The 18,638-nt window shown below is 70.5% G+C and carries 12 protein-coding genes; 7 read left to right on the top strand and 5 right to left on the bottom strand.

Going from position 1 to position 18,638, the window contains the following annotated elements:
* Positions 1-14: 14 nt before the first annotated feature.
* Positions 15-1,169 (bottom strand): FAD-dependent oxidoreductase, encoded by a 1,155-nt coding sequence (locus ABZ079_RS04740; RefSeq protein ID WP_356937943.1) that lies wholly within the window; start codon positions 1,167-1,169, stop codon positions 15-17.
* A gap of 45 nt (positions 1,170-1,214) precedes the next feature.
* A complete protein-coding gene (locus ABZ079_RS04735) occupies positions 1,215-2,573 on the bottom strand; it encodes an aminopeptidase P family protein (protein WP_356937942.1) in 1,359 nt (452 codons plus the stop codon).
* A 138-nt stretch (positions 2,574-2,711) separates the two neighbouring features.
* Between ABZ079_RS04735 and ABZ079_RS04730 the strand changes: the two genes are divergently transcribed.
* From ABZ079_RS04730 to ABZ079_RS04705, 6 genes are all read left to right on the top strand, one after another.
* Positions 2,712-4,457 (top strand): ABC transporter substrate-binding protein, encoded by a 1,746-nt coding sequence (locus tag ABZ079_RS04730; RefSeq protein WP_356937941.1) that lies wholly within the window; start codon positions 2,712-2,714, stop codon positions 4,455-4,457.
* An 11-nt stretch (positions 4,458-4,468) separates the two neighbouring features.
* Positions 4,469-5,395, top strand: coding sequence for an ABC transporter permease (locus tag ABZ079_RS04725; RefSeq protein WP_356937940.1), 927 nt, complete (start codon positions 4,469-4,471; stop codon positions 5,393-5,395).
* Positions 5,392-6,378 (top strand): ABC transporter permease, encoded by a 987-nt coding sequence (locus ABZ079_RS04720; RefSeq protein WP_356937939.1) that lies wholly within the window; start codon positions 5,392-5,394, stop codon positions 6,376-6,378. Before ABZ079_RS04725 ends, ABZ079_RS04720 begins: the two co-directional genes overlap by 4 nt.
* Complete coding sequence (locus ABZ079_RS04715) at positions 6,378-7,409, top strand: ABC transporter ATP-binding protein (protein ID WP_356937938.1); 1,032 nt, start codon at positions 6,378-6,380, stop codon at positions 7,407-7,409. The genes ABZ079_RS04720 and ABZ079_RS04715 overlap by 1 nt, the downstream gene beginning before the upstream one ends.
* A complete protein-coding gene (locus tag ABZ079_RS04710) occupies positions 7,396-8,379 on the top strand; it encodes an ABC transporter ATP-binding protein (protein WP_356937937.1) in 984 nt (327 codons plus the stop codon). The genes ABZ079_RS04715 and ABZ079_RS04710 overlap by 14 nt, the downstream gene beginning before the upstream one ends.
* A gap of 201 nt (positions 8,380-8,580) precedes the next feature.
* Positions 8,581-9,270, top strand: a complete 690-nt coding sequence (locus tag ABZ079_RS04705; RefSeq protein ID WP_356937936.1) for a DUF2599 domain-containing protein — start codon at positions 8,581-8,583, stop codon at positions 9,268-9,270.
* Positions 9,271-9,582: 312 nt separating this feature from the next.
* On the opposite strand, the gene ABZ079_RS04700 is transcribed toward ABZ079_RS04705, so the two are convergent.
* Positions 9,583-11,925: an immune inhibitor A domain-containing protein gene (locus tag ABZ079_RS04700; protein ID WP_356938124.1), complete on the bottom strand. Its 2,343-nt coding sequence runs from the start codon at positions 11,923-11,925 to the stop codon at positions 9,583-9,585.
* Positions 11,926-12,375: 450 nt separating this feature from the next.
* Entirely contained in the window at positions 12,376-13,728 is a 1,353-nt protein-coding gene (locus ABZ079_RS04695) for a M64 family metallopeptidase (RefSeq protein WP_356937935.1), read from the bottom strand.
* 344 nt (positions 13,729-14,072) lie between these two features.
* On the opposite strand from ABZ079_RS04695, the gene ABZ079_RS04690 reads away from it, so the two are divergent.
* Positions 14,073-14,489, top strand: a complete 417-nt coding sequence (locus ABZ079_RS04690; RefSeq protein ID WP_356937934.1) for a hypothetical protein — start codon at positions 14,073-14,075, stop codon at positions 14,487-14,489.
* An 86-nt stretch (positions 14,490-14,575) separates the two neighbouring features.
* Here the strand turns inward: ABZ079_RS04690 and putP are convergent, their stop codons facing one another.
* Positions 14,576-18,247, bottom strand: a complete 3,672-nt coding sequence (gene putP / locus ABZ079_RS04685; RefSeq protein WP_356937933.1) for a sodium/proline symporter PutP — start codon at positions 18,245-18,247, stop codon at positions 14,576-14,578.
* Between the last annotated feature and the right edge of the window lie 391 nt (positions 18,248-18,638).

The raw sequence follows: 18,638 nt of genomic DNA, 5'->3' as shown, positions 1-18,638 counted from the left end.
AGTGCGGGGCGGTTTCAGGCAGCCGAAGTGAAGCGGTCCGGCCTGAAGGGAGCGATGTCGAGCGGAGCCTCGCGGCCGGTCACGGACCGAGCGACGATCAGACCGGTGACGGGGGCCAGCCCGATTCCTGCGCCCTCGTGGCCACAGGCGTGCAGCAGACCGGGAACCCGAGGGTCGGGGCCGATGGCGGGCAGGTGGTCCGGCAGGTACGGGCGAAACCCGACGTACGTGCGCATCGCCCGGACGCCGGCCAGCACCGGGAAGAGTGCGGTGGCCTGGGTCGCCAGGCGTCTGAGCGCCTCGACCGAGAGCGTGCGGTCGAAGCCCACCCGCTCCCGGGTGGCCCCGATCAGGACCGGTCCGGCCGGGGTGCCCTCCACCACCGCCGAGCTCTGCAGCCCGGCGGAACCGCTGGCCACGTCGGCGACATAGTCGGCGGCGTACACCTTGTGGCGCACCACGCGCGGCAGCGGCTCGGTGACCAGGACGAAACCCCTGCGCGGCCGCACGGGAAGTCCTCCGCCGGCACCGCGGGCGAGGTCGCCTCCCCAGGTTCCGGCGGCGTTCACCACGTGCGGGGCATGGAGTTCCCCGGTCGCTGTGCGCACTCCTCGGATCTCCCCAGAGGCACCGACGAGCAAGCCGGTGACCTCTTCGCCGAGGCGCAGTTGGATCCGGTCGCCACCCGCGCGCAGCAGATGGGCGGCTGCGAGCGCCGGCATGACCTGCGCGTCCTGGGCGTAGTGGAAGCCGCCCGCCAGGCCGGCGGCGAGGTGCGGCTCCAGGTCGTGCAGGCGGCCGGCGGGGACCTCCTCCGCGGTGACACCCGCCGTCCGCTGCCGGGACGCGAAGTCCTTCAGCGCGGTCAGGCCCGCTTCGTCGGAGGCGACGACCAGTCCGCCCTTGGACTCGTATTCGATGCCCTGCGGCAGTTCCTCGGCCAGCTCCCGCCACATCCGGGTCGACAGCAGAGCCAGTTCCAGCTCGGGCCCCGGCTCCTTGTCGGAGACCAGGAGGTTGCCCTCGCCGGCGCCCGTGGTTCCGCCCGCGACGGAGTCACGGTCCAGCACGGTGACGCGCAGCCCGGACCGGGCGGCGTAGTAGGCGCAGGCCGCGCCGACCACGCCCGCCCCGACGACGATGAGGTCCGCGGAGTTCCTTGTGAGCACACCAGTAATATTTCACATTGTACTGGTGGACGCAAGGGAGTGCGGTCAACCGCCGATCAGCCGCCCCATCCACTCCTCCACCGCGTCCGCGGAGCGGGGCAGCGCTCCGGAGAGCAATCGCGCGCCGTCGGACGTGATGAGCAGGTCGTCCTCGATGCGCACGCCGATGCCGCGCAGTCCGGCGGGGAGCGTCTCGTCGTCGGGCTGGAGGTAGAGACCCGGCTCGACCGTGAGCACCTGCCCCTCCTCCAGCACGCCGTCGGTATACGCCTCAGCGCGCGCCCGGGCGCAGTCATGGACGTCGAGGCCGAGCATGTGCCCGCTGCTGCACAGCGTGTAGCGGCGGTGGAGATCCCCCTCGGCACTCTCCAGTACGCCCCAGTCGGCCAGCCCTTCGGCGATCACCCGCATACACGCCCGATGGAAGTCGCCGAAGCGTGCACCGGGTCTCAGGGCGGCGATACCCGCTTCCTGTGCGGCGAGGACGAGTTCGTACACCTCACGCTGGACGGGCGAGAAGCGGCCTGACAGCGGAAGAGTGCGGGTGATGTCCGCCGTGTAGAGGGTGTCGGTCTCCACCCCCGCGTCGAGCAGCAGCAGACTGTTGCGGTCCAGTGGGCCGTCGTTGCGGATCCAGTGGAGCGCGCACGCGTGGGCGCCGGAAGCGGCGATCGTCTCGTAGCCCGTGCCGTTGCCCTCGGCGCGGGCACGGAGTCCGAACACCCCCTCGACCCAGCGCTCGCCACGCGGATGGGCAAGGGCCTGCGGCAGGGCCCGCACCACATCCTCGAAGCCGGCGACGGTGTGGTCGACGGCCAGTTGGAGCTGCCCGACCTCCCAGGCGTCCTTGACCAGCCGCAGCTCGCTGAGAACCGAGGCCAGCAGAGGATCGGTGGAGGCGTCACGGCCCGGCGGCAGCCTGTTGAACGCATCCAGGTGCGTACACCGTATGCCGGTCATCCGCTCGGCCTCGGCCAGGTCCGGCCGGCGTCCGACCCAGAACTCTCCATACCTGCGGTCGCGGTAGAACTCGTCGCCCACGCGCGGTGAACGCGGGCGCACATACAGCACCGCCTCGTGGCCCCGCGGCCCGTCGGGTTCGAGGACCAGGACGTGGCCGGACTGGTCCTCGCCGGTCAGCCCGGTCAGCCACGCGTAGGCGCTGTGCGGCCGGAAGCGGTAGTCGCAGTCGTTGGAACGGACCCGCAGCCCGCCTGCGGGGATGACCAGCCGCTCCCCCGGGAAGCGGGCGGACAGCCGCGCCCGCCGGGCAGGGGTCAGCACCGCGACCGGCAGCCGGATGTCGCCCTGCAGCGGCGTCATGGCCCAGCCGCCGGAGAGGAAGGCCGCGAGCTCTTGCGAGGCGGGCAGGTCATGACCGGCCGCAGGGGTAACGGTGTTCATCGGTTCACCCATGGACGAGGCCCTCCCAGCACGAGTGGGTAACGAATCCACCGACGACTTGTCAGTGCAATTTCACATTACTATGTTACACGTCACGTTCCAGCCTGGGGGCTGTCCCCACTGCCTTGGGAGTGACCCATGAACAAGCGCACGTGTTCCGCTCTCGCCACCGCGCTGGTGGCGAGCCTCACTCTCGGTGCGGCCGGCTGCTCCGGCTCCCACAAGACGGGCGACGCCCGGGGCCACAGGAACCCCGCGACGGCCAACAGCGGCCGGGTCGTCGGCGGGACGCCACACCGAGGCGGCACCCTCACGGTCCTGTCCAACCAGGACTTCACCCACCTCGACCCGGCCCGTAACTGGGTCATGGGTGACATGGACTTCGGCACCCGGCTGCTCTACCGCACCCTCGTCACGTACAAGGCCGCGCCGGGCCCGGACGGCGGGAAGCTCGTCCCCGATCTCGCCGAGAACCTCGGCGTCTCCTCCGACGGGGCCAAGAGGTGGACCTTCAAGCTCAAGGAGGGCCTGAAGTACGAGGACGGCTCGCCCATCACCGCACAGGACATCAAGTACAACGTGGAGAGGTCGTTCTCCCCCGACCTTCCGGGCGGCCCCGACTACGCCGCCCGCTACCTCGCCGGCGCCGAGGGCTACCAGGGCCCGGGGCACGGCAAGCACCTGCGGTCCATCAGGACCCCGGACGACCGCACGATCGTCTTCGAACTGCGCAAGCCCTTCGCGGAGTTCCCCTACGCAACGGTCCTGCCCACTTTCGCCCCGGTGCCGAAGGCGAAGGACAAGGGGCCCCAGTACGACAACCGCCCCTTCTCCTCAGGCCCTTACAGAATCGAGTCCTACGACCGCGACAAGCAGCTCACCCTGGTCCGCAACCCCCACTGGAACCCGGCCACCGACACCGTGCGCAAGGCGTATCCGGACAAGGTGGTTGTGGTGATGGGACTCAGGGGGAACCAGATCGACGACCGGCTCATCGCGAGCCAGGGCAAGGACGCGTCGGCGGTGTCCTGGGGCAAGCTGCGTCCCGAGAGCACCCCCAAGGTGCTGACCCGGGCCGACGTCGGAAAGCGGCTGCTGGCCGAATCCTCGAACTGCACCGAGATGCTCCAGATGCACACCGGGCGTGCGCCGTTCGACGACGTCAAGGTGCGCCGAGCCGTGCAGTACGCCCTCGACCGCGAGGGCGTACTGACCGCCTCCGGCGGGCCGGCCCTCAACGACGTGGCCACCGCCTACATGCCGGGCCCGCTCTTCGGCGGCAAGCAGCCCGACACCCGGAAGATCCCCCCCACCGGCGATGTCGAGAAGGCCAAGCGGTTGCTGAAGGAGGCGGGCAAGCCCGACGGCTTCTCCACCAGCATCACCGTCTCCAACGGAGACAAGGGCGTCGGCGAGGCCATTCAGCAGTCCCTCGGCCGGGCAGGCATCAAGGTCACCATCGAGACGGTGGACCCCTCCGCCTTCTACGACACCATCGGCGACACCAAGAACCGCACCGATCTCGTCTACTCCGGCTGGTGCCCTGACTACCCCTCCGGTTCCACCTTCCTGCCGTTCGTCTTCGACGGCCGCTACATCAAGGAGAAGGGCAACTCCGGCAACCACTCGCTCTTCCGGGACAAGGCGACCATGAAGCGGATGGACGAGATCGCCGCCATGACCGACGCCCGGAGGGCGAACAAGGCATGGCAGGAGCTGGACGGGCAGATCCTCGCCAAGGCCCCGGCGGTACCGGCCGTCATCGAGCGCATGCCCCTGCTGCTCGGCGGCAACGTCGCGGGCGCCTTCGGCCACACCTCGTTCGGAGGGCAGATCGACTACGCGACGGTCGGTCTCAAGGACCCCGCCGCGGACGGACGCTGAGGGCGGGACACATGGCCGACAACTCCTCAGCCGTTCCGGCGGGCAGCAGTCCCTGGCAGCTCGCCCGCACGGAACTGCGCCACCGCACCTCCGTCAGGGTCTCCCTCGTCCTCGTGGCACTCTTCGCGGTCATGGCGGCGGCCGCCCCCCTGCTCAGCAGACTGGGCGGCTGGTCCCCCGAGGAATTCGACAAGAGCGCCGTCGACCCCTACCTGGGAGGACTGCCCATCGGCCCGCTCGGCGGCGTCTCGGCCCAGCACTGGCTCGGCGTCGAACCCGTCACCGGCCGAGACCTGTTCGCCCGTGTCGTACACGGCGCGCAGGTGTCCCTCCTCATCGCCTTCGCCGCGACCGCGATCGTCGTCATCGCGGGAACGGCAGCCGGCATCGCCGCCGGATACTTCGGCGGCCGCACCGACACGGTGCTCTCCCGGCTGATGGACCTCACGATGTCCTTCCCCTCCCTCATTTTCATGATCGCCATGATGTCGGTGGCCCGCGACGTGAACCGCGTCGTCCTGATGACCGCCGTGATCGGGGTGTTCGGCTGGCCGGGCATCGCCCGCGTCGTACGCGGCCAGGCCCTCACCCTCCGGCACCGCGAGTATGTGGACGCCGCACGCGTCGGCGGATCGGGATCCTGGCAGATCCTCAGCCGCGAGATCCTGCCCGGCGTCGCGGGGCCCGTCATCGCGTACACCACCCTCATCATCCCGGGGATGATCGCCACCGAGGCGGCCCTGAGCTATCTGGGGGTCGGAGTCCGGCCGCCCACCCCTTCCTGGGGGCAGATGATCGCCGAGAGCGTGGCCTTCTACGACACCGATCCCCTGTACTTCGTCATCCCGAGCCTCTGCCTGTTTCTGACCGTGCTGGCGTTCACCCTGCTCGGCGACGCGCTTCGCGACGTCCTGGACCCGAGAGGAAGCCGCAAGTGATCCCCTACCTCGGACGCCGGCTGCTCGGCGTCATCGGCGTCCTGATCGCCGTCGCCGCCGTCACCTTCACCATCTTCTACGTCCTGCCCTCGGACCCGGCCGCCGCCGCCTGCGGCAAGTCGTGCAGCGCGGAGCGCCTGACGGCGATACGCGCCCACATGGGTCTGGACCAGCCGTTGTGGCGGCAGTTCGCGGACTTCGTCACCGGCATCTTCACGGGTCGCACCGTGGGCAGCGGCGAGTACGCCCTGCACTGCGACTTCCCCTGCCTGGGCTACTCCTACGAGAACAGTCAGAGCGTATGGGACCTGCTGATGAGCCGGCTGCCGGTCTCCGCCTCACTCGCCCTGGGCGCCGCGGTGATCTGGCTGCTCCTCGGTCTGACCGCGGGAGTCACCGCCGCCCTTCGCAAGGACACCCTCACCGACCGCGCTCTGATGGTCGGCGCGGTGGCCGCCGCCTCCCTGCCGGTCTACTTCACTTCGGTGATCCTCATCTACGGACTGATCCGCGCGACCGGCCTCCTTCCCTATCCCACGTACGTGGAGTTCACCTCCGACCCCCTGCACTGGGCCTCTAACCTGCTGCTGCCCTGGCTGGCCCTGGCGACCCTGTACGCGGCCATGTACGCCCGGCAGAGCCGGAGTTCGATGATCGAGACGATGGCGGAACCCTTCATCCGCACCGCCCGCGCCAAGGGCCTGCCCCGCCGGACGGTCGTGGTCAAGCACGGGCTGCGGGCAGGCATGACGCCCATCCTCACCATCTTCGGGATGGACCTGGGCGGACTGCTCGCCGGTGCGGTGATCACCGAGTCCATCTTCGGCATCCCCGGCGTGGGCCGGCTCTTCTACGGAGCGCTGTCCACCGGGGACCAGCCGGTCATCCTGGGCGTCACCCTGCTCGCCGCCACCTTCATCGTCGTCGCCAATCTGGCCGTCGATCTGCTGTACGCCGTCGTCGATCCCCGAGTGAGGTACTGATGAGCGCCTCCGACACCGTGCTCTCGGTACGGGACCTGACGGTCACCTTCACCACGTCCCGCGGTCCGGTGCGGGCCGTGGACGGCCTGGGCTTCGAGGTGCGACGGGGAGAGACCCTCGGCATCGTCGGCGAGTCCGGTTCGGGCAAGTCCGTCACCTCCCTGGCGGTGATGGGACTGCACACCGGTGCCTCGGTCACCGGCTCCGTCGTCCTCGGGGGCCGGGAGCTGGCCGGACTGCCGGAGCGCGAACTGAACCGGTTGCGTGGCCGCAGGATGGCGATGATCTTCCAGGACCCGCTCTCCAGCCTCCACCCCTACTACACCGTGGGCGAGCAGATAGCCGAGCACCACCGTGTGCACTTCGGCAGCGGCAGAAGGGCCGCCCACGCGCGAGCCGTGCAAGCGCTGGCCGAGGTCGGCATCCCCGAGCCGAAGCGCCGGGCCCGGGAGTACCCCCACCAGTTCTCCGGCGGCATGCGCCAGCGCGTCATGATCGCCATGGCTCTGGCGTGCGAGCCGGAGCTGCTGATCGCGGACGAACCGACCACCGCTCTGGACGTCACCGTCCAGGCCCAGATCCTTGAACTCATCGCCCGGCTCCAGCAGGAACGAGGACTGGCCGTGATCATGATCACGCACGATCTGGGCGTGGTCGCCCGGGTCGCGCACCAGGTCCTGGTGATGTACGGGGGCCGAGCCGTCGAGAAAGCCGACGTGGACGCCCTGTTCTCGGCACCGGTCCACCCCTACACCCGTGGTCTGCTCGACTCCCTTCCCCGCCTCGACGACAGGGATGACGAGCCGCTTCGGGCCATCCCCGGCAGCCCGCCGTCCCTGCTCTCCCCCGCGCCCGGATGCGCCTTCGCGCCGCGCTGCCCCCGGCTCGCCGGTGCCTCCGCCCAGGAGCGGCACCGCTGCGAGACGGTGACGCCCCACCTCGACGGCCCGGCCGGGCATCCGGCCGCCTGCCACCTCTCACGTTCCCCGCATTCCTCCGCAACGAAGGCATCGTCCCATGACGTCCACTGAACCCCTGCTGTCCGTGCGGGACCTGACGATGACGTTCCCCGGACGGCGCCGGGCCGCCCCGGTCCGGGCGGTCGACGGCGTCACCTTCCACGTCGGGGCGGGCGAGACGCTGGGGCTCGTCGGAGAGTCCGGCTGCGGCAAGTCCACCACCGGCCGCGCGATCGTCAGGCTCCTGGAACCGACCGCCGGCTCCATCACCTACGAGGGACGCGACATCAGTCACCTCTCGCAGCGTGAAATGAAGCCGCTCCGCACGGATCTGCAGATGGTCTTCCAGGATCCGCACTCCTCCCTCAACCCCCGACAGACGGTGGCCCGTATCATCTCCGGCCCGCTGCTCGCACAGGGCGATTCGGCAGCTCACGCGCGCAGATGCGCGGCAGAGTTGATGGAACAGGTGGGACTCATCCCGGAGCACATCGACCGCTACCCGCACGAGTTCTCCGGTGGTCAGGCCCAGCGCATCGGCATCGCCCGCGCACTGGCCACCCGGCCCCGGCTGGTCGTCGCCGACGAACCGGTGTCCGCTCTCGACGTCTCGGTCCAGGCCCAGATCGTCAACCTGATGGAGCGGCTCCAGCGCGAACTCGGTCTCGCGTACCTCTTCATCGCCCACGACCTGTCGGTCGTCAAGCGGGTGTGCGACCGGGTCGCTGTGATGTACCTGGGCCGGATCGTCGAGATCGGTGCGAAGGAACAGGTCTACGCGGCCCCGGCCCACCCGTACACGCACGCGCTGCTGTCCGCCGTGCCCCTGCCCGATCCGGCCGCCGAACGTTCACGCGAGCGGATCACCCTCCTCGGGGACCCGCCCAGCCCGGCCACTCCCCCGCCCGGCTGCACCTTCCATCCGCGCTGCCCCCGGGCCCAGGAGATCTGCCGCACCGACGCTCCCGCACTGCGGAACGTGTCGCCGGACGGCGCGCGGCAAGTGGCCTGTCACTTCCCCGAAGCGGCCCTGGCTGCCTGAAAGCGCCCCGGCTGCCGTCCAGCAGCCGGGGCGCTTTCAGGCTCGGGGGCAGCGGTCGTCCGCTGGGCGAAGAACGTGAGGAGAACAGCTGACGGGCCTGCCCTCGCATGGTGTCGCTCGTAGCATCGTCTGTTCCGGCCCGCCCCTTTGAGGCGGGCCGGACTGCTTTGCGCGTCAGGTGCGCGACGACAAGGAGGGCACATGGTGGTGAAGGCGTTAGCTCGGTGGCGGGGGGCGGCGTTGTCCAAGGCGGGCGCCGTTGTTCTGGCGGTGGCCGCTTCGCCCCTGGTCCAGGCGGCCCCGGCCGCAGCGGATGACATCTGCGGCGAGAAGGTCGGAGGGGCCATCCTGGTCAAGTACCGCGAGCTGGGCGGCGAGGACGGGGCGCTGGGCTGCCCCACCTCCGGGGAGCTGGTCACCCCCAACGGGCGTGGCCGGTACAACACCTTCGAGAGGGGGGCGATCTACTGGACCGCGGAGACCAACGCGCATCCGGTGTGGGGTGCGATCAGGGACAAGTGGGGTGGACGCGGCTGGGAAAACGGCAAGCTGGGGTTCCCTGTCGGCGATGAGCTGACCAACCCGGAGAACGGTGACGTGGACGTGCACGTGTTCCCCACCGACCTCGGCTTCGAGAAGGCGAAGGACAGCTACGACAAGCTGTGGGATCAGGCTTTCGGCACGGTCCCGTACCCGAAGAGGCTGACCGAAGCCCAGGGGTCGTCCATGTACACGCAGCTCGCCTGCCACGCCAGGTACGTGTTCAAGCTCCCCAACGGTGAGTGGAACACGCACGAGTCGTGGGACATGGAGTCGTGGCGGCCGGATGTGTCGTGGGACTACGCCATGAACCCGCTCGTGTGGCCGCTCCACAAGTGCAACTGGACCTGACCGCGCCCTCGGTCCTGGCGGCGATGCGATGCGGGACGTGCACGGCCGACGCCGTCTTTGAGGATGGCGTCGACGATCTCGCGTATCGCGTACCGGAGCTGGCGACGCACCGCAGCCCTTTGGCCGCGGTGCGCCTTTGGCGTCTGCTCGCTGTGCGCGCCGTTGCGCACTCGGGGCGCTCCTTCCGAGTGGGTGGGCCCCCGGACCGGGTCGCCCGGTCCTGCTCGCCCGGGCCGCGTGTCCCCTGGCACGCCGTGAGGTGGCGCGTGGTGAAGGGCTGTTGCGCCCGCGGGCGACGGGACCGGATGACCGTCAGCCGCTGGAGGGGCCGACCTGCAGGACGACGTGGTGGCCGTCGCCGCCCTCGCTCAGGACGGTGATTTTGGTGTTGGTGTCCGGGACGATCACGCCGCCGGTGGGGTTGGCCGGGTCGTAGTAGCGGTCACCGTGGCGGTCGTCGAAGACCGGCGTGCCGGGCGCCGCGGGCACCTTCACCTCTACGCCGTTGCGGTGCAAAACGAAGGCGTCGGTCGGCCGGAGGCCGAAGGAGGCGTCGAACGTCTGGATCAGGTTGGTCATCGGCGTGCCGTCGGGCCAGCGCATCGCAGTGGGGTGGGCATCGACGGGCAGGATCTGGCCGTGGCCGGGGTGCAGGCCGACGTTGTTGTCCGGCTGGGAGGTGTCCCACAGCGAGATGAGCAGGCCGTTGTGGAAGGGGAAGTGCTCCACCCACCGGGGGCGGGTGGAGCGCCAGCCGAAGTTGTACGGGCCGGTCTGCAGGGTGGTGTCATAGGAGACGTACTGGCGGTTCTCGGCGATGTAGTACTGCGGGTACCGGGTGATGAAGGCCTCGCCGATGCGGGAGAAGCCGCTCGCGGTCCAGCCGTTGTCGCCGCCCTCGGCGTCGTCGGCGAGCAGGGTGGCGCCGTCGGCGGTGATGGTGATGGCGTCGGCGGCGAAGCCCTTGCCCTGGACGGCTTCATCGGTGGCGTAGCGGAACCTGACGTCGATCTTCTGGCCGGCGTAGGCGGTCAGGTCGTAGGCCAGGTTCCTGTAGGCGCCGGCGGTGCCGGTCAGGGCGGCCCTGCCGGCGCCGTCGTGGCCGAGGGGCGCGCCGTCGGCGGTGCCGTTCAGGGCGGCCCAGGTGGTGCCGCCGTCGGTGGAGGCCTCGGTGTAGAGGAAGTCCCAGTCCTGCTCGATGTCCCACCAGCCCTTGAGGGTGAGGGTGGCGGTGGCCTTCCCGGTGAGGTCGACGGGGCGGGTCAGGGTGTTGGCCAGCTTGTCACCCATGCCCGACCACCACTGCCTGTCGCCCTGGGCGGGGGTCGTGATGGAAGTCGCGACCCGCTTGTCGGGCAGGTCGACGACCAGTGCCTGCGGGTCCTTGCTGTTGAACTCGGCGTAGCCCAGCTTGTAGGTGCCCTTGGTGGCGGCCTTGGCGGTGGCGTAGTCGAGCCAGCCCAGCTGGAGCTTGTCCCATGCGTTCATGTCGCCGGGCAGGTCGCCGATGGTGCCCTTGCCCCGTCCGAGCCAGGAGCCCTGCGACATCACGCTCCAGGAGCCGGAGGAGGATTCGCCGGCGCCGCTGGTGTCGTAGTGATCGGGCAGGCCGAGATCGTGGCCGTACTCGTGGGCGTAGACGCCGAGGCCGCCGTTCTCAGGCTGCATGGTGTAATCGCCGACCCACAGGCCGGTGTCGCCCACGGGGGTGCCGCCGGCCTTGTTGCCCGCCGGACCGGTCTTGCCGGCCTGCTGGCCATAGACGTAACTGCGATGGGCCCAGATCGCGTTGCTTCCCTGGAGGCCGCCGCCGGCGGACTGGTCCTCACCGGCGTGGACGATCTGGAAGTGGTCGATGTAGCCGTCGGGCTCGTTGAAGTCGCCGTCACCGTCGTGGTCGTTGCGGTCCCACTGGTCGTAGGAGGCGAGGTCGGCCCTGATCTGCTGGCCGGTACGGCCCTTGGCCTTCTGGTCGGCCACCCAGGCGTCGACGGCGTCGCGGACCAGGTCCTGGGCGTTGTCGCAGATGTGGGCGCCGCAGAAGTCGGAGCCGTAGCGGGCCTCGTTGTAGGGGACCTTCACCCAGTCGACGACCGTGCCGTCCACGGAGTAGCGGCCCGAGGACTGCCGCTCGTAGTACTTGGCCACCGACTCCTTGTGGGCGTCGTGCGAGAAGTACAGGTCCTGGAAGTGGTCGCGGTGGTAGTCGGTCTGCCAGGCGGTGGAGTTGTCCGTGGCCGGGTCCGGCTGCGCGATCCGGTTGTGCAGCGGCCCGGGTTCGCCGCCGTACTTGACCACCGGCGGCTTGGGGCCGGCGCCGTCCGGGTCGTAGGTGGTCGTGTGGTCGACCGTGTCACCGAACTCGGCGAGGACGACGAGTATCTTGTCGGTCTTCTCGCGGCCGAGCTCGGCGTACTTGCCCTTGCCCAGGCGCACGACCTGGGAGGCACCGTGCTTCTTGACGGACGCCTTGCCGGAGAGGACCTGCTCCAGGGCTTCCTTGCGCTGGGCCCGGTTCTTCTTGGTGAAGGGGCCAGGCAGGTCGTGGTCGTCGGCGCCGGGATCAACCGTGGAGGTCACCGCACCGGTGGGAGGGTCGTTGGGGCTGGCGCCGGCCGTGGTGGACACGGCGGCCAGGGCCGATCCGGCCAACATGGCTGTGGCGGTGAGCAGGACAGCGGGCGGGCTGGTACGTCTTTCGTGCTTCAAAGGGATCCCTCCTCGGTGGTGTGTGACATTGCACAGCAGGGGGCGGGAAAGAACAAGACTTGGTACCGCCGCATGTGTTTGTTCTGTGGCGGCGGTTCAGGGGGCGCGTCCACCTCAACCGGACCCAGACGCCTGAGCGGAGGGAGAGGGGAGTCCCTTTCCGCTTTCCGGGTGTCGCACTCGCGGGGCGCGCAGGACGGTCAGGCAGTCGTGGTGACCCATGGCCGGAGCCCCTGCGGCCATGCCGGCCGGGGGACGGCAGAGCCGGCGGCCGACCCTGACGGTCAGAGCCTGCATGCCGGGCGGCCCGGCCGCTCTGCAGCCGTTCTTCCGCTCCAGCGGAACGCCATGCCCGGCATCGGCCGCGGAAGCGGAAGGCGAAACGGTCCGCCGAGGCTAGTGGTGGACGGCCCAGGTGGCAGTGGACTGCATGGTCGCGGCGATGGCCGGGTCGCGGACCGCGTCGGTGCGGTCGGTGACGACGACGGTCAGGTGGTGCCGCCGGACCGAGTGGGAGTCCAGGTGGAGGGCGGAGACGGGCACCGCGGTGCGGCCCTGGTGCGCGGCGAGGCGCTTGCCGTCGAGGTACCACTGGATGTCGAGCTGCCGCTCACCGGACAGCCTGGGCACGTCGACCCTGGCGATGTCCCGGCGGCGCAGGGTGCGGTCGGTGGGGACGAGAGGGGTGAGCAGGTTGGCATGGCGGTAGAAGCCGCCGATCATCGCCTCGCGGCCGGGCAGGCTGAACGGCTTGCCGAGGATACGCATGATCGAGGCGTCGGTCGGCCGGTTGAGGCCGGTCACGTAGTAGCCGCCGCCTACGTACGCGCCGACGAGGCCGCCGTCGGGCGAGGTCTCACCGAGCCACCGGTACCACTTGGTCCGGCTGGTGCGCATGCCGTCGTCGGTGAGGGTGGAGATGTTGGACTCGCCGGGCTCCTCGCCCTCGTACTTCTCGTATCCGGGATAGTCGGCGTAGAAGTACTCGTCGGCGAGCTTGCCGAGCGAGTGGCCGGTCTCGTGGATGGCGACCTGTCCCGACCTGTCGTTGCCCGCGGATGCGGTGGAGATGCCCTCGTACCCGAGCGTCCTGCTGGGGGTGTTGTAGCCGGCGCCGCCGTACTTGGAGCTGTTGGCGAGCACCAGCACGAGGTCGGCCTCGGGGGCCTTCGCGACGTACGAGTCGACCTTCTTCTCGTCGACGCAGAGGAGCCGCTCGACGCCGTCGCACCAGAAGTACGAGCCGAGCGCGGTGTTCCTGACGACGTCCTTGCCGGGGTCGCCGCTCACGCCCGAGTCCGGGGAGACCGCGTCGACCGTCCAGACGTTGAACAGGTCGCGGTACCTGGTGTACGGCTCTGCGGCGGTGAACTCGGCCCACTTCTCCTCGGCGTCGGCGTGGAACCGGTCGAGCTGCTCGAGGGTGTAGCCGTCGCCGACGATGACGACGTCCAACCGGTCGCCGGTCGGGCCGTTGTCGACGAGGGAGGAGACGTCACCATCGGCGCGGGACTCGGCCGGGGACAGCTGGCCGGGGCGGGATGCGGTACCGGAGGTGACGGGCACCCAGGTGTAGCCCGATCCGGCCTCGACGGCACCCTTCCCCTCCAAGCCGGGTATCTCGACCCGGGTCCGTGCGGTGTCGTCGACGGGACGGGCCGAGGCCGGCGCCGGGGCCAGGGCGAGTGCGGCGGCGACGACGGTGACGGCCGTCGCCGCCACACACCGTCCACGCAGGGTGGGAAGCATCCAAGTCCTCCTGGGGGAAAGCGACTTAAGCGAACACGTAAACGTGCTTAACAAGTCGCTTAAGCTAGGGGCAGCGGCGGGGACCGCACAATGCCCCTGCCGCGGTTGTCCGGAACGGACGCCGTGACGACCCCCGGGACGCGATGCGCGCCGGGGCCCCGGCGCCCCGGTGTCACGCTCCTCCGGCAGCGGACGCGGAACGTGTGGTGGCGTCACGCCCGGAGCGGGCCGCACCCTGGGGGAAGCCGCCCGGGAGCGCGGCCTGACGTGGTGTCGGCCGGCCGAACCGGCCGCCGCGGCCGCCTGCTTCGCGCCCTGGAGGCCGGCAAAGGTGCGTCCCCGAGGTGGCGCCGCGCTTCCCCGCCGACCGCCTGAGGACCACGTACGAGGAGCCGGCGACCGGACGATTCGCCCGGCTGGCCACGGGACTCTGGCTGAGGCTGACCGGCGCCCGCCGTCCACTCGCGACCGGTGCGCCCGGGGAGGCCGCCGCCCGTTACCGGGCCCTGCGCGACGAGGCCGAACGCCTCGGCCTGGAGTCCGAGCGGGCGGAAGCCCTCACCGGACTGGGCGAGTGCGCCCTGGCGGGCGGTGAACTCGGCGAGGTCCGGGAGCGGTTCGAGGCGACCGTGTGCCTGCCGGCCGCCGAACCAGCATCTCCCGCGCCGTGCGCAGCTTGGCCGCGGCTCTCGCCGGATCCCCCTTCCGCAACACGTGACAGGGGTACCGGAGTTCACCGGCCGGCAGGCGCCCGCACGTAGTGCTCCTCAGCGCGGCCGTCGGGGAGTTCGGCCGGCGACAACCTCAACGAGGGGACGGGGACGCCATGGTGATGACCTGGAAGCCCTCAGATGAGGGGATCGGCCGGAATGGCCTGCTCCGTCCAGATGATCTTGCCGGTCGTCGTGTAGCGGGTCCCCCACCGGCGGGCGAGCTGGGCGACGATCAGCAGGCCCCGCCCTCCCTCGTCGGTGGTCCGGGCATGGCGCAGGCGCGGCGAGGTGCTGCTGGCGTCGGAGACCTCGCAGATCAGGCCGCGATCGCGGATCAGGCGGAGACAGATCGGTCCGGCCGCGTGGCGGATGGCGTTGGTGACCAGTTCGCTGACGATGAGTTCCGTGGTGAACGTCAGATCGGGTACGCCCCACTCCGTCAGCTGCCGGGTGGCGAGTGCGCGGGCATGCGCGACGGCGGCTGGATCGCTGGGCAGGTTCCAGGAGGCGACTCGGTCCCGGGCCAGCACACGGGACCGGGCGAGGAGCAGGGCCGCGTCGTCGGACGGCGGACCGGCCAGCAGGTCGTCGATCACCGTGCGGCCGGTCTCCTCCAGGGACGGCCGGGGCACCGACAGGACATCGCCCAGCCGGGAGAGCGCGACGTCGATGTCCCGGTCGAAGGACTCGACGAGGCCGTCTGTGTAGAAGGCGATGAGGCTTCCCTCGGCCAGCTCCAGCTCGACGGCCTCGAAGGGGAGGTAGCCGAGGCCGAGTGGCGGACCGGCGGGCAGGTCCAGGATGTCGGCGCCGCCGTCCGGAGCGACGATCACCGGCGGGAGGTGACCGGCCCGCGCCAGCGTGCACCGCCTGCTGACCGGGTCGTAGACGGCGTACAGGCAGGTGGCACCCATGAAGGCGGTGCCCGCGCCCTCACCCTCACCCGCGCCCTCGCCCTCACCCTCGCCCTCGCCGTCACCCTCGCCCTCGCCCTCACCCGCGCCCTCGCCCTCGCCCTCGCCCTCGCCCTCAGCCGTCGTCGCCGCGTCGATGCCGTGCGCGCCCATGAGGCCGATGACCAGGTCGTCCAGATGGGCCAGCAGCTCGTCCGGGGGGAGATCCAGGTTGGCGAGGGTGCGCACCGCGGTGCGCAGGCGCCCCATGGTCGCCGCCGCGTTGATGCCGTGCCCGGCGACGTCCCCGACGACCAGCGCGACCCGCGCTCCGGAGAGCGGAATCACGTCGAACCAGTCGCCACCCACACCACTGGGCACGTCCGCCGGGAGATACCAGGACGCCACCTCCAGAGCGGACCCTCCCGTCAGGCCCTGGGGCAGCAGGTAACGCTGCATGGAACGGGCCGCGGTCCGCTCGCGGGTGAAACGGCGCGCGTTGTCGACGCACACCGCCGCACGGGAGACGAGTTCCTCGGCGAGACGTACGTCGTCCTCCTCGAAGGGACCCAGCCGCCGGGACCGGGCGAACGTCGCCGCGCCCAGCGTGACGCCGCGCGCCCGCACCGGGATCACCATCACCGAGCGGAAGTCGAAGTCGCGGAAGGAGGCGCCCAGCGACTCGTCCTCGGTCACCCACGGGCTCTTGACCTGATCCAGGGTCCGCTCCACGAGGGTCCTGCTCTCCAGCAGACAGCGGGTCACGGGCGACGTGGGGGCACGCCGGACCGTCTCGCCCACGGCCAGACTGGCCTCGGGACAGCCCTCCCGCACCGACTGCTGCGCCGCGCGCCGGATGACGGGCGCCATGCCGACCGGCCCGGGTGCCGGCTCCCCGCCCCGCATGACCGAGTCCAGCAGGTCGACGGCGACGAAGTCGGCGACGGCCGGCACGGCGTCGTCGGCCAGTTCCTGCGCGGTCCGCGTCACGTCCAGGGTGCTGCCGATGCGGCTGGCGGCGTCGTTGAGCAGGGCCAGGCGTTCCTGGGCCCGCCAGCGTTCGGTGACATCGATGACCATGTACCAGACACCCACGTTGCGGCCGTGGCGGTCCTTCATGGCGAAGAAGGAGGCGGAGACCGCTCGGCGGGTGCCGGGGTCCGTGTGACTGAGGCTGCGGTATTCGTGGTCCATCACCGGCGCGCCGGTCTCCAGGACGGCACGCATCTTCTCCTCGAAGACGTCGGCCTCCGCCTTCGGCAGCACGTCCGCCATCCGCCGCCCCAGCCGGCGCTCGAGTGGGATCCGGCGGTCCAGTGGTTCGTTCACCCAGACGTACCGCAGATCGGTGTCGAGGACGGCGATGCCGACCGGCGCGTGGGCGAGGAACGGAGTGAGCATCAGCCGGCTCACCCCGCCGCCCGGCATCCGCCAGAAGGCCCGTTTCGGAGGCCGGCCGACGAACCTGCCGAAGACCAGTGCGGCGGCCGTGGCGACCAGGACGCCCGGGACCATCTCGTAGATGCCCGACTCGAACGGGCCGAGCAGCGGATTGATCTTCTTCCACAGCAGCACCGTGGCCGCGCCCGACACGATCCCGGCCATGGCTCCCGCCCAGGTCATGCGCGGCCAGTACAGCGAGAGAAGGACGACCGGCCCGAAGGCGGCTCCGAAGCCCGCCCAGGCGTAGGCGACGATGCCCAGCAGCCCGCCGCCCCTGAGCGCGATCACGAAGGCCACCAGGATGACGACGACGACGGCGGCGCGACCGACCCACACCAGTGTCCTGTCCGGGGCGCGCCGGTTGAGGAACGCGCGGTAGAAGTCCTCCGTGAGAGCGACGGACGACACGAGGAGCTGGCTGTCCGCGGTCGAGATGATCGCGGCCAGTACGGCGATCAGCATCACCCCGGCGCCCCAGGGGTCGAGCAGCGCGCGGCTGAGGGTGATGTACACCGTCTGCGGGTCGGGCAGCGGCGTGCCGGACCGCGCGATGCCCACCAGTCCGACGAGCGTGGCACCGGCGAGTACGACGACGACCCACCCGGTTTCGATCCGGCGGGCCGTGGGGACGGCACCGGTGCTGCGGATGCCCATGAAGCGGGCCAGGATGTGCGGCTGACCGAAATAGCCCAGCCCCCAGGCGAGCAGCGAGATGATCGCGACGGCGCCGAGCGGTCCACCCCCCGACCACCGCCCGTCCGTGACGTCGACCCTGGCGCCCATGTCCAACAGGTCGGGCGTCTTGCTGTCGAGGGCGTCGCGCATGGCCCCGAAACCGCCCAGCGCGGCGATACCGACGACGGGGAGCACGAGGAGGGCGAGGAACATCAGCGTGGCCTGCATCACATGGGTCAGGCTCACCGCCAGGAAGCCGCCCAGGCACGAGTAGACGACGATCACCAGGGCGGTCAGGCCCACTCCGAGCCCGAACCCGACGTCGAAGATGTGCCCGAACAGGAGCCCGCCGGCCACCAGGCCGCTGGCCACGTAGACGGTGAAGAAGACCAGCGTGACCGCTGCCGAGACCATCCGGAGCATCCGGGTACGGTCCTCGAACCGCTCCTCCAGATAGGCCGACAGGCTCACGGCGTTCCCGGCACGCTCGGTGTACGTGCGCAGCCTCGGCGCGACGAACAGCCAGTTGAAGTAGGTACCGAGTACCAGACCGACCGCGATCCAGCTGGCGCCGACGCCCGCCGCGTACACCGCCCCGGGGAAGGCGAGGAAGAGCCAGCCGGACATGTCGCTGGCCCCTGCGGACAGAGCGGCGACGAACGCGCTGAGCCTGCGGCCCCCCAGGGCGAAGTCGGCGAACGTGTGAGTGCGCCCGTAGGCCCAGACCCCTGTTCCGATCATCACGGCCACGTACACCAGGAACGTGGCCACGATCGGCGCACTCAAGTCGAACATGCTGTCCCCGCCTACGAGGTTCCCGAGCACGTGCGCGACCGTCGCATACCTTGACAGCCCCTACTGTGCAAATGTACAGATAGCGGGCATCTTCAGCCGACAGCGCCACTCACGCCGGCGCAGACGCGGACGCTCACGCGCCCGAAGGAAGGCTCCCCGGGCAACGCGCGTCGGGCATGGCGGCGGGTCTGATCAGCCAGGGCCCACCTTCTGGCGCAGGGCGCCGAGAAGGGCAGAAGCCCGAACGTGGGCCTCCCCGCCGACATCCCGTTGTCGCCCGCCCCTCGCATGCGACCCGGGGGATTGCCCAGCCTGGGAAAACAGGCGCTGCCCAGAGCAAACGGAGAGCGGCAGACGAGTCGGGCTGTACACCGGGGAGAGTCGCCGCAGT

The sequence above is a fragment of the Streptomyces sp. NPDC006314 genome (genome assembly GCF_040613075.1).
Lineage (GTDB): Bacteria > Actinomycetota > Actinomycetes > Streptomycetales > Streptomycetaceae > Streptomyces.
The sequence above is the reverse complement of the archived record's forward strand: the minus strand, read 5'-3'. Positions and strand labels throughout refer to the sequence as shown.